The organism is Pseudostreptobacillus hongkongensis (assembly GCF_001559795.1).
Taxonomy (GTDB): Bacteria; Fusobacteriota; Fusobacteriia; order Fusobacteriales; family Leptotrichiaceae; genus Pseudostreptobacillus; species Pseudostreptobacillus hongkongensis.
This window is the reverse complement of the sequence record NZ_LOHY01000057.1, coordinates 16,822-37,135: the sequence shown is the minus strand read 5'-3', so window position 1 is coordinate 37,135 and position 20,314 is coordinate 16,822. Positions and strand designations below refer to the sequence as shown.

General features: G+C 26.2%; 13 protein-coding genes and 2 tRNA genes. 14 read left to right on the top strand and 1 reads right to left on the bottom strand.

Annotated elements, in window-relative coordinates; genetic code table 11:
* Window positions 1–535 (top strand): hypothetical protein (locus AYC59_RS07890; RefSeq protein WP_169792212.1); only part of this gene is annotated, 535 nt, incomplete at its 5' end.
* A gap of 38 nt (window positions 536–573) precedes the next feature.
* Window positions 574–1,737 (top strand): coiled-coil domain-containing protein, encoded by a 1,164-nt coding sequence (locus AYC59_RS01495; protein WP_066894508.1) that lies wholly within the window; start codon window positions 574–576, stop codon window positions 1,735–1,737.
* Between the two features lie 565 nt (window positions 1,738–2,302).
* Here the strand turns inward: AYC59_RS01495 and AYC59_RS01490 are convergent.
* Complete coding sequence (locus tag AYC59_RS01490) at window positions 2,303–2,473, bottom strand: hypothetical protein (RefSeq protein WP_156445449.1); 171 nt, start codon at window positions 2,471–2,473, stop codon at window positions 2,303–2,305.
* 681 nt (window positions 2,474–3,154) lie between these two features.
* On the opposite strand from AYC59_RS01490, the gene AYC59_RS01485 reads away from it, so the two are divergent.
* The 12 genes from AYC59_RS01485 to AYC59_RS01430 all read left to right on the top strand — a co-directional run bounded on the left by AYC59_RS01485 (window position 3,155) and on the right by AYC59_RS01430 (window position 20,243).
* Window positions 3,155–3,230: transfer RNA gene (locus AYC59_RS01485), tRNA-Gly, on the top strand.
* Between the two features lie 9 nt (window positions 3,231–3,239).
* Window positions 3,240–3,315, top strand: a tRNA-His gene (locus tag AYC59_RS01480).
* A 231-nt stretch (window positions 3,316–3,546) separates the two neighbouring features.
* Window positions 3,547–4,008 carry a thioredoxin family protein gene (locus AYC59_RS01475; RefSeq protein WP_066894503.1) on the top strand — a complete coding sequence of 154 codons (462 nt, stop codon included), beginning with the start codon at window positions 3,547–3,549 and terminating at the stop codon, window positions 4,006–4,008.
* Window positions 4,009–4,016: 8 nt separating this feature from the next.
* The gene (gene polA, locus AYC59_RS01470; RefSeq protein ID WP_066894501.1) at window positions 4,017–6,608 is read left to right on the top strand and encodes a DNA polymerase I; all 2,592 of its coding nucleotides are present in this window, start codon (window positions 4,017–4,019) and stop codon (window positions 6,606–6,608) included.
* 1 nt (window position 6,609) lies between these two features.
* On the top strand, window positions 6,610–7,326 hold the full coding sequence (locus AYC59_RS01465) for an AzlC family ABC transporter permease (protein ID WP_066894499.1): 717 nt from the start codon (window positions 6,610–6,612) through the stop codon (window positions 7,324–7,326).
* A complete protein-coding gene (locus tag AYC59_RS01460; RefSeq protein WP_066894497.1) occupies window positions 7,323–7,643 on the top strand; it encodes an AzlD domain-containing protein in 321 nt (106 codons plus the stop codon). The genes AYC59_RS01465 and AYC59_RS01460 overlap by 4 nt, the downstream gene beginning before the upstream one ends.
* A 39-nt stretch (window positions 7,644–7,682) precedes the next feature.
* Window positions 7,683–8,793, top strand: a protein-coding gene (gene prfB, locus AYC59_RS01455; RefSeq protein ID WP_415635716.1) for a peptide chain release factor 2 whose coding sequence is annotated in 2 segments (ribosomal slippage) — window positions 7,683–7,745 and window positions 7,747–8,793 — 1,110 coding nt in all. Because the reading frame shifts where the segments join, the coding sequence is not laid out codon by codon here.
* Window positions 8,793–13,172, top strand: coding sequence for a PolC-type DNA polymerase III (locus tag AYC59_RS01450; RefSeq protein WP_066894493.1), 4,380 nt, complete (start codon window positions 8,793–8,795; stop codon window positions 13,170–13,172). Before prfB ends, AYC59_RS01450 begins: the two co-directional genes overlap by 1 nt.
* Before the next feature lie 60 nt (window positions 13,173–13,232).
* Window positions 13,233–14,948 (top strand): arginine--tRNA ligase, encoded by a 1,716-nt coding sequence (gene argS / locus AYC59_RS01445; protein WP_066894491.1) that lies wholly within the window; start codon window positions 13,233–13,235, stop codon window positions 14,946–14,948.
* A 75-nt stretch (window positions 14,949–15,023) separates the two neighbouring features.
* Window positions 15,024–18,593 (top strand): pyruvate:ferredoxin (flavodoxin) oxidoreductase, encoded by a 3,570-nt coding sequence (gene nifJ, locus AYC59_RS01440; protein WP_066894488.1) that lies wholly within the window; start codon window positions 15,024–15,026, stop codon window positions 18,591–18,593.
* Window positions 18,594–18,700: 107 nt separating this feature from the next.
* Window positions 18,701–19,108 carry a hypothetical protein gene (locus tag AYC59_RS01435; RefSeq protein ID WP_066894486.1) on the top strand — a complete coding sequence of 136 codons (408 nt, stop codon included), beginning with the start codon at window positions 18,701–18,703 and terminating at the stop codon, window positions 19,106–19,108.
* Window positions 19,101–20,243 (top strand): ComEC/Rec2 family competence protein, encoded by a 1,143-nt coding sequence (locus tag AYC59_RS01430; RefSeq protein ID WP_066894484.1) that lies wholly within the window; start codon window positions 19,101–19,103, stop codon window positions 20,241–20,243. The genes AYC59_RS01435 and AYC59_RS01430 overlap by 8 nt, the downstream gene beginning before the upstream one ends.
* Window positions 20,244–20,314: the final 71 nt, after the last annotated feature.

Sequence of the window (20,314 nt, the reverse complement as noted above, 5' to 3'; positions counted from 1 at the left end):
TCAAAATGCTTTTGATAATGAAAAAGTAAATAATCAAAAAGTTAAAGAAGCTTTTGAAAAATTTTATATGTTTTTTTCTAAAAGTGAAGATTTTAAAAATATAAGTAAATATTTTTCAAGCGTTTCTAAATTATATGATAAAGCTGATGAAAAAAAAGAAACTATAAAAAATACGGTTAATAAAAAAATTGAAGATTTAACAAGAAGAATTGGACAAATAGATAGAGGTGAAGGTTCTAATTTAATCAGACATCATATATATTATGGGGTGGGACTTGGTTCTAAATTTAGTTATATGAATTTTGAAGCTTTATTAAAGGGTAGAATAGGAGCAAGTACTTATTTAACTAAAATAAATGATAATGTAAATATAGAAAATAAAGTTTATGCTTCTTTGGATAGTGGTGTAAGATATAACTGGAGAATAAATAAATTTAATATAATTCCTGAACTTGGAGTTAAATATACTTGGTCTGAATATGGGCAAAAAGGATTTATTCCTTATGGTTCATTTGGATTTAATTATACATTCTAATAATTTTAATAGTATATCACATAAAAAAAGGAGTAGATATGAAAAAATATGCAATTATATTATTCCCACAACTTATTTTAGCAACTACAGTGGGTACAGATATAAAAATGGAGGGATTAAGACCTATTTTAGAAATTAATGTACAACCACATAAAAATATATCTTTAAATACTAAAACTAGTTTTTTTGATATGGTAGAACAAAATATAGAAGGTAAATATAAAATAAATGAATATGTTGAAGTTAATGCTGAAGTATTTGCTGGATATGAACGGATTAAAGAATATAAAGAATTAGATACATTAACAAAATCAAAAAATAAGTTAGAGGATTTAAAAGGTATAAAAAAAGATATTGAAAATGAGAGTGATGTATCTAAAATAATTGAAAATACTAGAAAATTAAAAGATGATAATGAAGAGGTAAAAGAAATTAAAGAACTTTTAAATGATAAGGTTACAAGAAAAGATGCGTATACTAAATTACTTTCAATAATTAAGGAAAAGAGACCTAATCTTAAAACTACAATTTCTGAATTGGAAAATGCTATAAATTCTAATAACTTGGAAGTTGAAGTAGAAAATATAGCTAATGCTATGAATTATTTTAAAGGTCCTTATAATTCTGAAAGTATAGAATATGGATTAAAGGCGCTAAAAGAATCTTATGATATAAAAACTGGAGTTGTTGATAATTCAAAAATGAAAGAAGCTTTTGAGAGATTTTATTCATTCTTTTCTAAAGATAGTGAGTATCAATCTATAAAAGAAGAATTTGATAAGGTTTCAAAACTATATGCTGAAGAAGTTAAAGGAACAGGATTAAAAAAAGTATTAAAAGATGAAATTGGGAAGTCTATAGACAAATTAAATAGCGAAATAAAAAATATAGAGAAAAATAACGAAAAAATCATTAAACATCATATATACTATGGTACAGGAATTGGTGCTAATGTAAATTATATGAATTTTGAAGCAAAATTAAAAGGTAGAATTGGTGGAAGTACATATATTACGAAAGAAAATAATAATCCAAAATCTGAAACTACACTTTACTGGTCTGTAGATTCAGGAATTAGATATAATTGGAGAATAAATAAATTTAATATAATTCCTGAACTTGGAGTTAAATATACTTGGTCTGAATATGGGCAAAAAGGATTTATTCCTTATGGTTCATTTGGATTTAATTATATATTTTAATAAGTTTAATTTTATATGAAGTGGTCTAAATTTTGCTATGCCAGTTAAAAATGAAAATGTCTCAAAAAATATATAATATATAGACCTAAATTAGAGGGGGATTATCCCCTCTTTTTAAATTAGGTCTTTCTCAATTTTAATCATATACTTTATAAAGTATTCAACTTTCCACGGATGAGTTAGAGGAGGAATATATTTTTTCTTCTCTTTTTGAACTTTAACAATATCATAATCAAATTCACTTGAAAATGTTTCAAATTCTTTAACTTCTTCTAAAATATAAATATTATTGTTAATATTACAATAAAGACTTTCGGTAAGATTTTTAATAACTAAGTACTTAACATTTTTATTAAATAGTTTTTTCTCTCCGTTAGAGTCATATGGGAAGTATTTCCTGTTATTATATTTAATAAAACAACCACTTTGAATGTTTCTAGGAGCAATTATAGCTAATATTGTATCTAATTTTTCTAAATACTTTTGTATTTGAAATACATTTTTTCTATTATCTAATTGTATGGCAAATTACTGATTGTATTTTTGAATGTAGTAGTTTAAGAATTCATTTAGCTTGTGGGAGAGAAGTAACATATATTTCTATACCTAGTTGACTACAAGTATATTGAAATTGAGTTAAAGTATTTTTAGAAATATCATTTGTATTTTTCCTTTTATATTCAAAAACAGATCTAGCATCAGTGTATAGTTTGAAAAGTGTACCAAATTTCGCCATTTTCAACCCAATCAAGAGAAGAAGCATACATTTATATTAATTCACCAGCATATTTTTTTCTTGCAAGAGTAGGGGGCAAATTTTCAGTTTCTAGGGCTTCTAGGAATTTAATATGATAATTAATTTCTTTTTTATCTTTAATAATATCATTTTCTTGTTTAAGTTTTATTTGTTTTTTAATTATACTTTTAGTTTTTCTTCTAGATTTAGATGATTTATATTTATTTTACATTCATATATTTGAGTAAATACTTTTATTATTGTATTACTAATTTCTTTAGAAATAGTAGTTGAAGTTTTTTTATTTCTATTACCATGAATAAAACCAGTTTTCCCCTCATTTTAAATTCAAAATCAAATAAACTCTATTCTTGTTAATTTTACCTAAAACTAAATCATTAATAATATTATATTTATTTAATTCATTCATTCTTGAAAAAATCCTTTATATAATTACCTCATTTCTAAACTAAAGATAATTACATAATAATCTAATAATATTAAATAATCAATTACATTTATATTTTTAATTTAAGATATTTTCATTTTTATTTATATTAAGACATTATCATATTTTAATTTAGGGAAAAAATTAATAATTAAAAAATTGTTGACAAGATATTATAAAATTTGCTATACTATAATAGTCCAAAGGGGACGGATAATTATTCGGTTATCTAAGCGGGAATAACTCAGTTGGTAGAGTGTCAGCCTTCCAAGCTGAATGTCGCGAGTTCGAGCCTCGTTTCCCGCTCCATTTTTTATGGTGGCCGTAGTTCAGTTGGTAGAGCGCCAGTTTGTGGCACTGGTTGTCGCGGGTTCAAGTCCCGTCGGTCACCCCATTAATTAAACAAGCATACGCTTGTATTTTTTTTATTAAAATTAAAAATTAGAATAAATTTGATCTCTGAGGAGATCTTTTTTGATCTATATATATTTTGTTAAATAGGAGAATTTAAAAATATCTCCTATTTTTGTTATGAAAAATATATTAAATAAATAATTTGAACCTATATTTTTAATTCAAAATATAGTATAATAATATGATAGAATAAATAAAAAAGAGGTGCGATGTGGCTACATTTAAAGAGTATTTAAAATTTACAGATAAGATAGAATATAGAGATAGACAAATAGCAGCAATGAGAGGAGTAAATATAGATGAAGATATAATAGAAGAATTATCATCTATAGGTGAAAAAAAGACATTTTTAGTTTTTGCACATCCAGAGTGTCCAGATTGTACTCGTTTTGTAGCAGTTCTTGAAACGCTTGCCAAATATATACCTTTTGTTGAAATTGATTATAGATTAAGATCTCTTGAAAAAGAATTACTATTATCACTTAATCCTGAAGGTAAAATACCTAGTGTTTTTTTAGTTGATGGAATTAAAATTACAAAAATTTTATCAGAATATCCTGATAGTATAAAAAAAATGATATATTCAGATGTTAATATTAAAAATAAATATCATTTGGGTGAATATGACGGGGTTATAATAGAAACTATACTTAATGCAATAAGAGAAAAATAAGGAGAATTATGAAAAAATTATTAATATTAGATACAAGTGCAATAATGTATAGAGCATATTTTGCATTATATAATTTAAGAAGTAGTACAGGAGCTCCTGTTGGTGCATTAATAGGATTTATTAAACAACTTGATGCAGCTATAGAATATTTTAAACCTGACTATATTTTAGCTGCAAAAGATGTTAAAAGAGCAGAACTTAAAAGACGTGAAATATATAGTGAATATAAGGAAAATAGAAGTGGAATGCCAGATGATCTAGCAAGTCAGATTGATGGAATAGATAGAGTATTATCAGGTTATGGTATACCACGTGTTAGCCTTTCAGGTTATGAAGCAGATGATGTTATTGCTACACTTTCTAAAAAATATTCACCTGATTACGAAGTTATAGTTATTACAGGAGATAAAGATTTAGCACAAATATTAGACAAGAATATTACTATAGCACTTATGGGTAAAAAAGAACAAACAGATCCATATATGTTAGTTAAAACAGAAAGTGATGTTGTAGAATTTTTAGGTGTAAATTCTAATCAAATAAAAGATCTTTTTGGACTTATGGGTGATAGTAGTGATGGTATACCCGGGGTTGCAGGGATAGGTCCTAAGACAGGTATAAAGTTAATAAATGAATATTCAACTTTAGAAAATATATATGAAAATATAGATTCAATTAAAGGTAAGGTTAAAGAAAAACTTTTAGAAAACAAAGAAATGGCATATATTAGTCGTGATCTTGCAACTGTATTTAGTGACTTAGAATTAGATGTTGATATAGAAGATGGTGAATTTAAAGGTAAAAACTTTGAAATATTAGAAAAACTTTATCTTGAATATGATTTAAAACAAGAATATTCAAAATTATCTGAAAACAGATCTTCTAATAAGGTTGAATTTAAAATTAATAAAATTGATAATTTATCTGATTTTACAACTAAAATAAATGCTGAGAAATCTAAAATTTCATTTTATTATGGTGATGAAGGTTTATCATATTTTAATGGTAAAGAAGTATATATTTGCTTAGAAAAAGATGATAATGCAGATGATCTGTTTAAAGTTTCAAGTAAAATTACAGATATATCTAATGATTTAGATGTAATAGTATTTTCGAATAAGGAAATTTTAAATTTAGGATTAGATTTTAAAAAATATTTTGATATTTTACTTGCTAATTTCACTTTAGGAACTGATAGGGCTCAAAAAATAGAAACAATGGCTTTTGAAATGTTAAATATATCAATAGAAGAATATGATAAAAAATCTATTTCAAAATTATCAACTGATGAGTTAATAACTTACTATATCTCTAGATTATCTAATATATCATATAGCATATATATGCTAGAAGAAATATTAACTAATAAATTAAAAGAACTTAATATGTATGAAATCTATCTAGAAGAAAAAAGATTTACTAAAGTTTTAAAATATATGGAAGATAATGGTATTTCTATAGATATGAAATATTTTGAAAAATATAATTATGAGCTAATATCAAAAATTTCTGAAATTGAAGAAGAGATATATAATTTGAGTGGTGAGAAGTTTAATATTTCATCTCCTAAACAATTATCAAATATATTATTTGAAAAATTAGGTATAGAAGGTGGAAAAAAGAATAAAAACGGTAATTATTCAACAGATGCAGCAGTTCTTGAACTTTTAAAAGATAGAGGAATACTTATAGCTGAAAAGATATTGGAATATAGGGAATATGAAAAATTGAGATCTACATATGTAGAACCGTTACTTAAATTACAAAAATTAGGGAAAATACATACGACATATAATCAGACGGGGACTACAACAGGGAGATTATCTTCTCAAAACCCTAATTTACAAAATATACCTACAAGAACAACAGAAGGAACTAAAATTAGAACAGGATTTATATCATCTCCTGGATATAGTCTTATGTCATTTGATTATTCTCAAATAGAATTAAGAGTACTTGCAGAAATTTCTGGAGATAAAAATTTAATAGATGCATATAAACATAATTTAGATCTACATGAATTAACAGCACGTAAAATATTTGTTTTAAATGAAAATGAAAAGGTTAATAAATATCAAAGAAATATAGCTAAGGTTATTAATTTCTCAGTTTTATATGGTAAAACTCCTTTTGGACTTTCTAAAGAACTTAAAATAACAGTAGGAGAAGCTAAAGAATATATAGATACATATTTTAGAGAATATCCTAAAGTAAGAGAGCTGTTAGATGAAATTATAGAAAAATGTAGAAAAAATAAATATGTAGAAACACTTTATGGAACACGTCGTTATGTATATGATATTAATTCATCTAATATTAATGTTAAAGAAGCTGCAAATAGAATGGCTGTTAATACAGTTATACAGGGAACAGCAGCTAATATTATTAAAAAGGTAATGTATAATATATATGAAAAATTATGTAATGAAAATGTTAAAATGTTACTTCAAGTACATGATGAATTAATATTTGAAGTAAAGGATGAAAATATAGCTATACATGAAGAAATACAAAAAATAATGGAAGAAACTATAAAATTTGAAAAAATAAAATTACAAGTTAACTATAACATAGGTAAAACTTGGGGAGATTTGAAGTAATATGGATTTAATAAATAAATTTGATATAAAAAGTTTTAAAGAGGGGGCAATTTCTGGTAAAGGAATAGCTATAGCATTTTTCCCTTTTGGCTTTGCATTGGGCCTAATATCTAATAGTTATGGGATGAATGGAATAATTGCAAGTATGATGAGTTTTTTTATTTATTCAGGAGCATCTCAAACTTTACTTATGGATATATTTTCAAAAAGTAATTTTGATATATTAAGCTCAGTATTTGCAGCAGCTATGCTTAACTTTAGATATGTATTAATTAGTATACCTATGTATAAGGCTCTTAATCACTATGATAGGGTTTCTAAATGTTTAGTAGGCTTAATTTATACAGATGAAACTATAGCATATTTAGCAATCAGAAAAAATAAAGATATGTCATTTGCTTTAGGTGTAAATGTTGTTGGATATTTATCATTTGGTATAAGTACAATAATAGGAGTTTTAATAGGTGCATTTGTCCCTGCTATTATTATAAACTCTATGAAATTTGCACTTTATGGAACTTTTTTATCTCTAATGATATCTAGTCTTATGATAGAATTTAAAAATATTAGAATAATATTGATTACTTTAATACTTAAGTTAGTTTTCATATTTATACCACCATTTAATGGTATTAGTGAAAGTTTAAAAATAGTTCTTATACTTATACTAACAAGTTTAATATATGCTAGTATTTCAATGAGAGGTGATAAAGAATGAGAATGTGGATAATAATTATACTTGTTGGGATATTAACACAACTTTTTAGAATAGCAGGAGAATTTATCCCTCTTCCACGTAATAAATTTATGGATAAGTTTTTAGAAGCTATACCTATTTCTGTACTTGTTATACTATTTTTTCCTAATATTTTCATATCCATAGGAACTAGTGTATATGAAGTAGCTCTTTCTATATTTGCATCTATAATTATTGCATATATGACATTTAAAAAGGTTGATTTAGGGAAGATTATGTTATCTAGTATAGTTATAGTAATAGTTCTTAACTTAATACTAACAAAAATATTTTCATAGAATTAATAATTAAAATAAAAAGGAAGTGATATTATGGCTATGGAAGAATATGAATTAAAAAAATTAATAGAAGATAAAAAAAATGATTTTTTATCTATAAAGGAGCATCTTTGAATTAGAAAAATTAGAAAATAGTTTAAAAGAATTAGAATTACAAACTATGGATGAAAATTTCTATAAAAACAATCAAAAATCACAAAGTGTATTAAAAGATATATATATAATTAAACAGAGGATACAAGATATAAAGGATTTAGTGGATTCTTATGATAACATGGAAATAATATATGATTTCTATAAACAATCAGAAGTGGACTTAGTAGAACTTGAAACAGAAACTTTGATATTTGTAAATAAGTTTAATGAATTTAAGAAAAAAGAACTCTTAAGTGGTAAGTATGATATAAATTCAGCAATACTTACAATAAATTCAGGAGCTGGAGGAACAGAAGCCTGTGATTGGGTATCTATGCTATATAGAATGTATGATAGATGGGCAGGTAATCATAAATTTAAAATAGAAGTTTTAGATATTTTACATGGTGATGAAGCCGGTATTAAAAGTATAACTTTATCTATTAAAGGTGATTATGCTTATGGATATTTAAGTTGTGAAAAAGGAGTTCATAGATTAGTTAGAATTTCTCCTTTTGATTCTAATGCTAGACGTCATACATCTTTTGCAGCAGTAAATGTAACACCTGAAATAGAAGATGATGTTGAAGTGAATTTAAAAAAGGAAGATTTAAGAATAGATACATATAGATCAAGTGGAGCAGGTGGACAACATGTTAATACTACAGATTCTGCAGTTAGAATAACTCATATTCCTACTGGTATTGTAGTTACTTGTCAAAATGAAAGATCACAAAGTAAGAATCTTAATTCGGCTATGAAAGTATTACGTGCAAAACTTTTTGAAATAGAAATGCAAAATAGAGAAAATGAACTTAAAAACTTAAAAGGAGTTGAATCTAAAATTGAATGGGGTTCACAAATAAGGTCATATGTATTCCAACCATATAAATTAGTAAAAGATCATAGAACTAATTATGAAGAAGGAAATGTAGATAAAGTTATGGATGGGGATATAGATGCATTTATAGATGAATATTTAAAAATTAAAAGGGAAATGGAAAGTGATATTTAATGAAACCAAATTATAGTTTATTAGAAGTTAGTGAAGATAATTTAGGTTTAAAAAACATTAAAATACATGAATTAGCTCTTATTAATTCAAAAAATTATGAGGTAATCATATATTTTGAATTATTAAAATTAAATGATGGTGTATTTGAGGATATAGAGAAAATAACTAATATTTTATTGAAATTAAAAGATGATATAAAAATAGAGTTTGAAATATTAAATAAAAGTTATTCTGAAAAATTTAGTGATGAAGAAATAGTTAAATTTGCCATAACTTATCTTAAATCAATAGATATCTTATTTGGTTCTCAATTACCTAAGGTTAGCTTTAAATTAGTAGATAATACTATAAATATTAAAAGTCGTGGAATTTTTCCTATGAGTTCTCAAATTATAGAGCAAAATAGTAAGAAAATATATAGATTTTTAAATGAAAAGTTTTCTTTAAGATATAACGTTAATATTAAATATATGGTAGAAGATCAGGTTGAAGAAGTAGAGTTTAAATCAGATGATAATATAGTTAAAGAATATAAGCTAGATATAAAGGCACCAGAGGTTAAAAAATCAGGAATAGAAGTAAAAAATAAGGCAAGATATACTAAAATGAATGTTAGTTCATTTAAAGAACTTGAAGATATAATAGTAGGTCAAGAAATAGCACTACGTGGTGAAATATTCTATATGGACCTATTTACTACTAAAAATGGTAAAGTTAGGGTATCTATATATATAACAGATAATATAAATTCATCAATTGCCTGTACTAAGTTTGTAAATTCAATTGAAGAAATTCAATTTAAACTTGGAGATATAGTAGAAGTTCAAGGAAAATACAATAAATATTTTGATGATTATTCTTTAGTATTAAGCAAAATTGAAATAGTTGAAAATGGTAAAGAAAAAAGAGTTGATAATAGTGAAATTAAAAGGATAGAACTTGCAGCTCATACTAATATGAGTGAAATGACTTCAACTATTGATTCAAAAGAATTAATATCTATTGCTAAAGGTTTTGGACATAAAGCAGTAGCTGTTACAGATTATGGGGTAGTTCATGCTTTTCCATTTCTTGCAAAGCATGTAAAAATGGATGAAGATTTTAAGATAATATATGGAATAGAAGCCTATGTTGTTGATGATGAAGCATCTCTTGTTAAAAATCCTAAAGATATATATATGAATGAAGAAGAATTTGTAGTATTTGATATAGAAACAACAGGATTTAGTGCTATTAATGATAAAATCATAGAAATAGGTGCAGTTAAGCTAAAGGCAGGAAAGGTTGTTTCAAAATTTTCAGAATTTGTTAATCCAGAAATGCCTATACCTCAAAAAATCATAGAACTTACAAGTATTAATGATAATATGGTAAGAGATGCAGAAACTATAGAAAATGTTATGCCTAGATTCCTAGATTTTGTTAAAGACTGTACTCTTGTTGCTCACAATGCTAAATTTGACGTTGGATTTATAACTAAAAAATGTGAACAATTAGGATATACAGATACAGATTTTAGTGTTATAGATACATTAGAATGGGCTAAAACTCTTATACTTGATGTAAATAAATATTCATTAGATCATTTAAGTAAAAAGTTTAATATACAGCTTGAAAGTCACCATAGAGCCATTGATGATGCTGCAGCAACAGCAGAGTTATTTAAAATTTTAATGAAGTATATGTCAAGTTTAGGTGTAGAAAAACTAACTGATATAGCCATTAAAGTTCAAAAAGAAATAAAAAAGGCTGATACTGAAAATGTAAATATATTAGTAAAAAATGTAAATGGATTAAAAAGGTTATATGAATTAGTATCAAATGCACATCTTTATCACTATGGAGATAAAAAGCCAAGAATATTAAAATCTGAAATAAATACAGATAGAGATAATTTATTGATTTCATCAAGTCCAGTTTATTCAGGTAGATTTAATAAAGGTAAACTTGTTGATCTATATATTAGAGGTATGAGTAAAAGTGAAATACTAGATGCTATGGATTTTTATGATTATGTACAAGTATATCCTGAAAGTATATATGCTGATTCTATATATACAGAAGAAATTTCAGGATTTGAGTTTATACAAAAAATGAATAAAGAAATGGTTGAAATGGCTAAGGAGAAGAATAAGATAGTTGTTGCAACTGGTAATGTTTATTATGCAGATAAGAAAGATAAAAAAGCAAGATCAGCTCTTGCTCTTGGATCGGAAAAAGCATATAGAACATATGATATAGATACATCAAATTATTTTAGAACAACAGAGGAAATGCTTGATGAATTTGATTATCTTGGTAAGGATAGGGATGATGTAGTAATATATAATACATATAAAATTGCAGATCAAATAGAAAAAATAAAACCTATACCTGATGGGGAATATAGACCTGTTATGGAAGGTGCTGAAGAAGAAGTAGAAAGTATGTCATATAACAAGGCATATGAGCTATATGGTAATCCTTTACCAGATGTAGTTAGAGAAAGAATAGAAAAGGAACTTAATTCTATTATAGGTAATGGTTTTGCTGTTTTATACTTAATAGCTCAAAAACTGGTAAAAAAATCAGTAGATAATGGATATTTAGTAGGTTCAAGAGGATCAGTTGGTTCATCTCTTGTTGCCTATTTAATGGGTATAACAGAAGTAAATGGTCTATATCCACATTATAGATGTCCAGAATGTAAATATTTTGATATAAAAGATTTTGAGGGAGCTGGGGTTGACTTAGAACCAGCTAAATGTCCTAATTGTAATCATGAATTAGTTCGTGATGGACATTCTATACCATTTGAAGTTTTTATGGGATTTAAAGGAGATAAAACACCTGATATAGATTTAAACTTTTCTGGAGAATATCAAGGTGAGATTCATAAATACACTAAAGAATTATTTGGTGATGATTTTGTATTTAGAGCAGGAACTATATCTACTCTTGCAGAAAAAAATGCTTTTGGTATAGCTAAAAAATATTTTGAAGAAAATATTAAAAGAAATTTTGAAAAAGATATACAAAATAAATATGGTAATACACTTAAAAAGTTAGATGCAGATTTAAGAGGACTAGAAGAAAGTAATTTACTTAAAATGACTGATGAATATTGTAGTAGAAATAAGGCAGAGATAACTAGAGTTTCTAAAGGGTGTGAAGGTGCTCGTAAGACTACAGGACAACATCCGGGTGGTATGATAGTTGTTCCAAATTATAAGTCTATATATGACTTTTCACCTGTGCAATATCCGGCAAATGATGAAAATTCTGGATCTATAATAACGCATTTTGATTATCACGTTATGGATCAACAGTTAGTTAAATTAGATATATTAGGTCATGATGATCCAACTACGCTTAGAATGTTACAAGATTTAACTGATGTAGATATTTATACTATACCTTTAACAGACCCTAAGGTTATAAGTCTATTTAGTTCAACTGAAGCATTAGGTGTAAGTCCTGAACAAATAGGAACTAAACTTGGAACTAATGGTATACCTGAATTTGGAACAGATTTTGTTAAAAAGATGTTAGAAGATACTATGCCTAAAACATTTGCAGAACTTGTAAGAATATCTGGACTTTCACATGGTACAGATGTTTGGTTAAATAATGCAGAAGAATATGTTAAACAAGGTGTTGCAACTTTAAGTCAGGTTATAACAGTTAGAGATGACATTATGAACCATTTAATTGATATGAAAATGGATAAATCAGAAGCATTTAATATTATGGAGTTTGTTCGTAAAGGACAACCATCTAAGAATAAAGAAAAGTGGGCAGAATATAAGCAAAAAATGAAAGATGCTCATATTAAAGAATGGTATATAGAGTCTTGTGAAAAGATTAAATATATGTTCCCTAAAGGACACGCTGCAGCCTATGTTATGATGGCTGTTAGAATAGCATATTTTAAGGTATATTATCCACTTGAATTCTATACTGCATTTTTAAATAGAAAATATGAAGATTTTTCATTTAAGGATATGCGTGGGAGTATAGAAGAATTAAAAACTAATTTAGCAGCTAAAAGGGCACTTGATAATATAAAGGTTCTTGATAAAAAACAAATAATACTATATGAAATACTTATAGAAATGAGACATAGAGGAATAGATTTATTGCCTATAGATATATATAAATCAGAAGCGGTAACATTTAAGATAGAAGATGGTAAAATAAGGATACCTTTAGTTGCCATGGATCAATTAGGTGAAGTAGTTGCTAAAACTATAGTAAGTGAGAGAAATCAAAATGAATTTTCATCTATAGAAGACTTAACTAAGAGATGTAAAATATCAAAAACAGTACTTGAAATGCTAAAAACTTATGGATGTATCCCTGATACTCTTTCAGAATCAGATCAATTAAGTTTATTCTAGTTGACAAGTAATTTGATTAAGAATATAATAAAAAAAAGAATATAATAAGAGAGGTATATAATGAAATTATTAATTGATAAGGTTTTAGAAGTTTTATCAGAAAATGTATCAAATATATTTGATATCAAACTTGATAAAAATGACTTGCAAAATTCAACTAAAAAAGAATTTGGAGATTTTCAAAGTAATTTTGCTATGTCTAAATCAAAAGTTATTGGGAAAAATCCAAGAGTTATAGCAGAAGAATTAATTTCTAAATTTGATGGTAAAGATATAATTTCAAAAATTGAGGTTGCAGGGCCTGGATTTATTAATATATTTGTTACAGATAGTATACTTAATGAAGAAACTGCAAAATTAATAAATGAAAAATATGAATATAATGTAGCAAATGATGAAACTGTAATCATAGATTATTCTTCACCTAATATTGCAAAAAGAATGCATGTTGGACATTTAAGAAGTACAATAATAGGAGATGCTTTAAAAAGAATATATAAAGAATTAGGATTTAGAGTATTAGGAGATAATCATATAGGAGATTGGGGAACTCAATTTGGTAAATTAATAGTGGCATATAATAAATGGTTAGATAAAGAAGCATATAATACAAGTGCAATAGAAGAACTTGAAAGACTTTATGTTAAATTCTCAGGAGAAGCAAAAATTAATTCAGAACTAGAAGAAGAAGCACGTTTTGAACTTAAAAAAGTTCAAAGTGGAGATCCTGTAAATCTAGCTTTATGGAAAGAATTTATTACTTATTCATTAAAAGAATATGATAAAGTGTATAAAAGATTAGGAATAGAATTTGAATTGATAAATGGAGAATCTTTCTATAATGATATGATGCCTAAAGTTCTTGAAAAATTAAAAGAAAAAGGACTTGCACGTGAAGATCAAGGTGCTTTAGTAGTATTCTTTGAAAATGATGAATTACCACCTTGTATAGTACAGAAAAAAGATAATAGTTTCTTGTATTCAACATCTGATCTTGCAACTATAATTTACAGAAAAGATGAGTTAAACATTGATAGAGCTATCTATGTAGTTGATGAAAGACAACAAGGGCATTTTAAACAAGTATTTAAAATATCTGAAATGTTAGGATCTCCATATGATTATAAAAAACATCATACTCAATTTGGTATAATGAGATTTGCTGATGGAACAATATTTTCAACACGTGGTGGAGATGTAATAAGACTAGAAGAAATTTTAGATGTTGCTCATAAGGAAGTAAGAAAAATTGTAGATGAAAAAAATCCTACATTATCAGATGAAGAAAAAGAAAATATAGCAGAAGTTGTTGGAGTTGGAGCTATAAAATACTTTGATTTAAGTCAAAATAGGGCAACTGGAATTACTTTTGATTGGTCTAAGGTTTTAAGTTTTGAAGGGAATACAGGACCATATTTACAATATTGTTATGTAAGAATTATGTCTATACTTAGAAAAGCTAAATCTCAAGGTATAGAAAAAGGAAATAAATATTTAGTTGAAGGAAGTACTGACAGTGAAAGAAATTTACTTGTAACACTTCATAAGTTAGGATATACAGTTATTAAAGCATTTGAATCTAATAGACCAAATTTAATAGCTGAATATTTATTTGATTTAACTAAAGAATTTAATTCATTCTATACATCTAATCAAGTAATAGATGTAAATAATATAGAATTAACACAAGCAAGACTTGCTATATGTGAAAAAACTGCAGAAGTTATTAAAAAAGGTTTAAGTCTTCTTGGAATAGATACAGTAGAAAGAATGTAATAAGATGGTTGAGTTTTCAACCTTCTTATATTTTGCAATGGAAGAAATTGCCCCAATAAAAATAGAGGAGGAAAGATGGAAAATAAAAGAAAAAAGTTTGTAATGGACGGAAATGAAGCAGCAGCACATATAGCATATGCTTTTACTGAAATTGCAGCAATTTATCCAATTACACCCTCAACAACAATGGCAGAGTATACTGATATTTGGTCAGCTCGTGGTAGAAAAAATATATTTGGTACCATACCAAAAGTTATAGAAATGCAATCAGAAGCTGGAGCAGCTGGGGTTGTTCATGGTTCTTTACAATCAGGAGCTTTAACAACAACATTTACAGCTTCACAAGGTTTACTTTTAAAAATACCTAATATGTATAAGATATCAGGAGAACTATTGCCAGGGGTAATTCATGTTGCTGCAAGAACATTATCAACGCATGCTCTTTCAATATTTGGAGATCATCAGGATATTTATGCAGTAAGAATGACAGGTTGGGCCCTTCTTGCATCAAGTTCAGTACAAGAAGTAATGGAACTTGCTGGTGTTGCTCATTTATCTGCAATTAAATCAAGAGTTCCTTTTTTACATTTTTTTGATGGTTTTAGAACATCACATGAAATACAAAAAATAGAAGTGTTAGAATATGATGAACTTGAAAGATTAATAGACTATGATGCATTAAATGAATTTAGAAAAAATTCATTAAATCCAGATAATCCTGTAACACGTGGAACTGCACAAAATGATGATATATATTTCCAAGCAAGAGAAGCACAGAATAAATATTATGAAAAATCTATAGATATAGTTAAAGACTATATGAAAGAAATAAGTTTACTTACAGGAAGAGAGTATAAGCCATATACATATTATGGTCATCCTGAAGCTAGAAATATAATAATAGCAATGGGATCTGTATGTGAAACTATAAAAGAAACAGTTGATTTTTTAAATAAAAGAGGTCAAAAAGTAGGGATGATAAAAGTGAGTCTATATAGACCTTTTTCAGCTAAGGACTTTATAAACGAAATCCCTGAAACTGTTAAGAAAATTGCTGTTCTTGATAGAACTAAAGAACCAGGGTCTTATGGAGAACCTCTATATCTTGATGTTAAATCAGTTCTTTATTCTAGAAATTCAGATATATCTATAGTTGGAGGAAGATATGGTTTATCTTCAAAAGATGTAAATCCTTCACAAATTATAGCAGTATTTAATAATTTAGTACTTAAACAACCTAAAGATCATTTTACTATAGGTATAGTTGATGACGTTACTTTTACATCACTTCCTATATATGAAAATCCAGACTTATCTAATAGTGATGATATGTCTTGCCTTTTTTATGGTTTGGGTTCAGATGGTACTGTAAGTGCAAATAAAAGTTCAGTTAAAATAATAGGAGATTTGACTGATAAATATGTTCAAGCGTATTTTGCATATGACTCTAAAAAAGCAGGTGGAATTACAAGATCACATTTAAGATTTAGTAATTATCCAATAAGATCTACTTATTTAGTAAAGAATCCGACTTTTGTTTCATGTTCAAATCAAACGTTTTTAAAAAAATATCCAGTTATTGAAGGACTTAAACAAAATGGTATATTTTTATTAAATAGTATATATGAGGGTGAAAAATTATTAGATAGTATTCCAAATAAGATTAAAAGAGAACTTGCTTTTGCTAATGCTAAGTTTTTTGTTATAAATGCAAATCGTGCAGCAATAGAAGCTGGTATGATTAGTAAGACTAATACTATAATGCAAGCAGCCTTTTTTAAAGTAATAAATATAGTAGAATATGAAGATGCAAAACGTGAAATGAAATCCCATGTATTAAAAAATTATGGACTAAAAGGTGAAGATGTAGTAGAAAAAAATAATAAATTGATAGATATAGCTGAAAATGCTATAGTTGAAATACCAGTTGATCCTAAGTGGAAAACTTTAGTAGATGAAGACGAATATTTAACATTAGATTATGGTAATAGTTTAGATAGAAGTTCGTTTATGGCAAAAATTGCAGAACCTATAACAGCTCTTCGTGGTGATGAATTACCTGTTTCAATATTTGATGGATTTGAAGATGGTACATTTGAAAATGGAGAAGCTCAATATGAAAAAAGAGCTATTGCTAAATTTATACCTGAATGGAGACCAGAACATTGTATTCAATGTAATCAATGTTCATATGTTTGTCCTCATGCAGCTATTAGACCTTTCCTTCTTGATGAAAAAGAATTAGAAAATATACCTAAGGGTATGGATTTATTAAATCCTATAGGTAAAGGACTTGAAAGGTTAAGATATAGGATACAGGTTTCACCACTTGATTGTACAGGATGTAATGCTTGTGCTGAAGTTTGTCCTGCACGAACAAAGGCTCTTGTAATGAGACCTATAGAAGAACAACTAGAAAAGGGTGAAAAAGAAAATGCTGATTATTTATATAATCATGTAAGTTATAAAGATGAGTATATGAATAAAGAAACTGTAAAAGGATCACAATTTGTAAAACCATTATTTGAGTTTTCAGGTGCTTGTGCTGGTTGTGGTGAAACTCCATACATAAAGTTATTAACACAGCTTTATGGAGATAGAATGATGATAGCAAATTCAACAGGGTGCTCATCTATATATGGAGGTTATGCACCTTCTACCCCATATACAACTAATGATAAAGGTCAAGGTCCTGCTTGGGCATCTTCTTTATTTGAAGATAGTGCTGAGTACGGATACGGTATGTTACAGGCTAGTGAAAAATTAAGATTTAGAGTTATAGAATTACTTACTCAATTAAATGAGAAAGAAATTAATGATGAATTAAAAACTTTAGTAAATGATTATTTAGAAAATGTAAATGATGCAAATCATATACAATCTATGAAAGAAAATTTATTTATCAAACTTGAAGAAGAAAAAGAAAAAATTGATGAAATTAAAGAGCTTCTAGAACTTAAATCATACTTCATTGAAAGAGCTGTTTGGGTAATAGGAGGAGATGGTTGGGCATATGATATAGGATTTGGTGGATTAGATCATGTACTTGGTACTGGAGATAAAATTAAAATGCTAGTACTTGATACAGAAGTTTATTCAAATACAGGAGGACAATCATCGTCAGCATCTACCATAGCATCAGTTGCTAAATTTACAAGTAACGGAAAAAGAAAGAAGAAAAAAGATTTAGCTGCACTTATGATGAGCTATGGAGATATATATGTTGCTAAAATTTCTATGGGAGCAAATCAAAATCAAACTATTAAGGCTTTAAAAGAAGCACAAGAATTTGACGGGCCTGCTATAGTAATAGCATATTCTCCATGTATAGCACATGGTATTAAAGGTGGTATGGGTGCTGCTCAAGATCAGGAAAAACTTGCAACAGAAGTTGGATATTGGCCACTTTTAAGATACGATCCTAGAAGACTTGAAAAGGGTAAAAATCCTTTACAGATAGATAGTAGAAAACCAGTTTGGGATAAATATTTTGATTACTTAATGAGTGAAACTAGATTTAGTTCATTATTTAAAACAAGTCCTGAACATGCAAATGAATTATTTGAACTTAATTTAAAAAATGCAAAAGAAAGATGGAATTATTATTACAAACTTTCTAAAATAGATTATTCAGAAGAAGTATAGAGGAACGAAATTTTCGTTCCTTTTATATTGACTTTATTTAAATTAAAGGTATAATTTATTAAAGAAATTTAAGTTTTGGGGGCAATATGAAAAATAGGGGGAACACATTGATTGAGTTATTAATATTCATATCATTTATTATGGCTACAACTATTTTAGTTAATACTAAATATGTGAGTTTATTAGAAAGAAAGAAATTAGAAAAACAAAATTTATTGTTAATTTCAACTTTTAAAGTTAAGTTTATTGAGTGTAAAAATCAAAGTATATATTTTAATTTTAATGATAAGTATATTAAATTTGATGATGAAAAGTTATTACTTGCTGATATTTATGAATATGAGAGTAAAAATAAGGAGGATAAGAAAGAATTTAAAAGAGAAATAACTAAGAATTGTAATTTAGATAAGCCTTTTACTATAGTTACTTTGAATAATAAAGGTAAGTTAAGCGAAATGTCTTTTAATTCTATTAATGCACTAGAAAAACCTATAATAGAGGTTAGATATGAATAAAATATATATTTGTGCTGGGATATTTTGTTTATTTTTATATACTCTATTTTTTAATACATATATGATAGATGATATTAAAATAGGTGAAATATATTCAATGAAAGTTACTTTTTATAAAGATTATGGTGTGGTTGAAAAAATAAATAGATTAAATATATCAAAAAAATTATATATTAGTAATGATAAGGAATTAAAGTTTGGTAAATATGATTTAATAGTAAGGGTAAATAAGATTAAAAATAAAAATTTAGATGTGGATATTTTAGGTTATAAGGAAAATATGTTTAATAAATATAGAGACTATATTCTAGATATTATAGATAAGAATTATAGAAAAGAAAAATTAAATGCTTTTATTAAATCGGTTATTATAGGAGATAAAAGTGGATTAAGTTCTTCTGATAAAATGAAATATAGATATTTAGGTATAAGTCATATTTTTGCAATATCTGGACTACATTTATCTATACTTTTAATGTTTATAAAAACAATATTAGATATATTTAGTATAGATAAAAGACATAAAGATATTATTGAGTTTATATTAATTACATTTTATTCATTAATCATAGGGTTTACAGTCTCTATAAAAAGAGTATATTTTATGTATACTATAAATACTTTAAAAAAATTTTGGGGATTTAATATAAGTAGGAAAGAAATATATTTATATACTTTGATTATAGTATTATCTGTTAATGTATATAGTATATTTGATTTAGATTTTATACTTTCATTTTTAAGTACTTTTGTAATATTTTTTATTATTAATGAAGTGAGATTAAATGAAAGTATTATTTTACCTATACTAATACAGATATTTATTACACCGTTTATATATTATTATACTAAAACTATACCTTTATTATCATTTTTTGCAAATATGATAATATTACCTATGGTAAGCTATATTATACAGCTTATATCTTTTTCTTTAGTTTTAAATTTTATAGGTATAGATATATTAAATAATTTTGTGCTAAAGAGTTATGAGGGCTTTGATAATATGGTTGAAATACTGTATAAAATACCGTATATGTCATTAATATGTAATGAAAGTAATGTTTTATTATTTCTTACTTTAATAATAGTAGATTTTTGTATATTAATCTATTTGATAAAAAATAAAATTTAAATTAAATAATGAAAATAGGACTAATTATTTTAAAACATATTTGAATTATGTCTTTAAAAAAGATATAATAA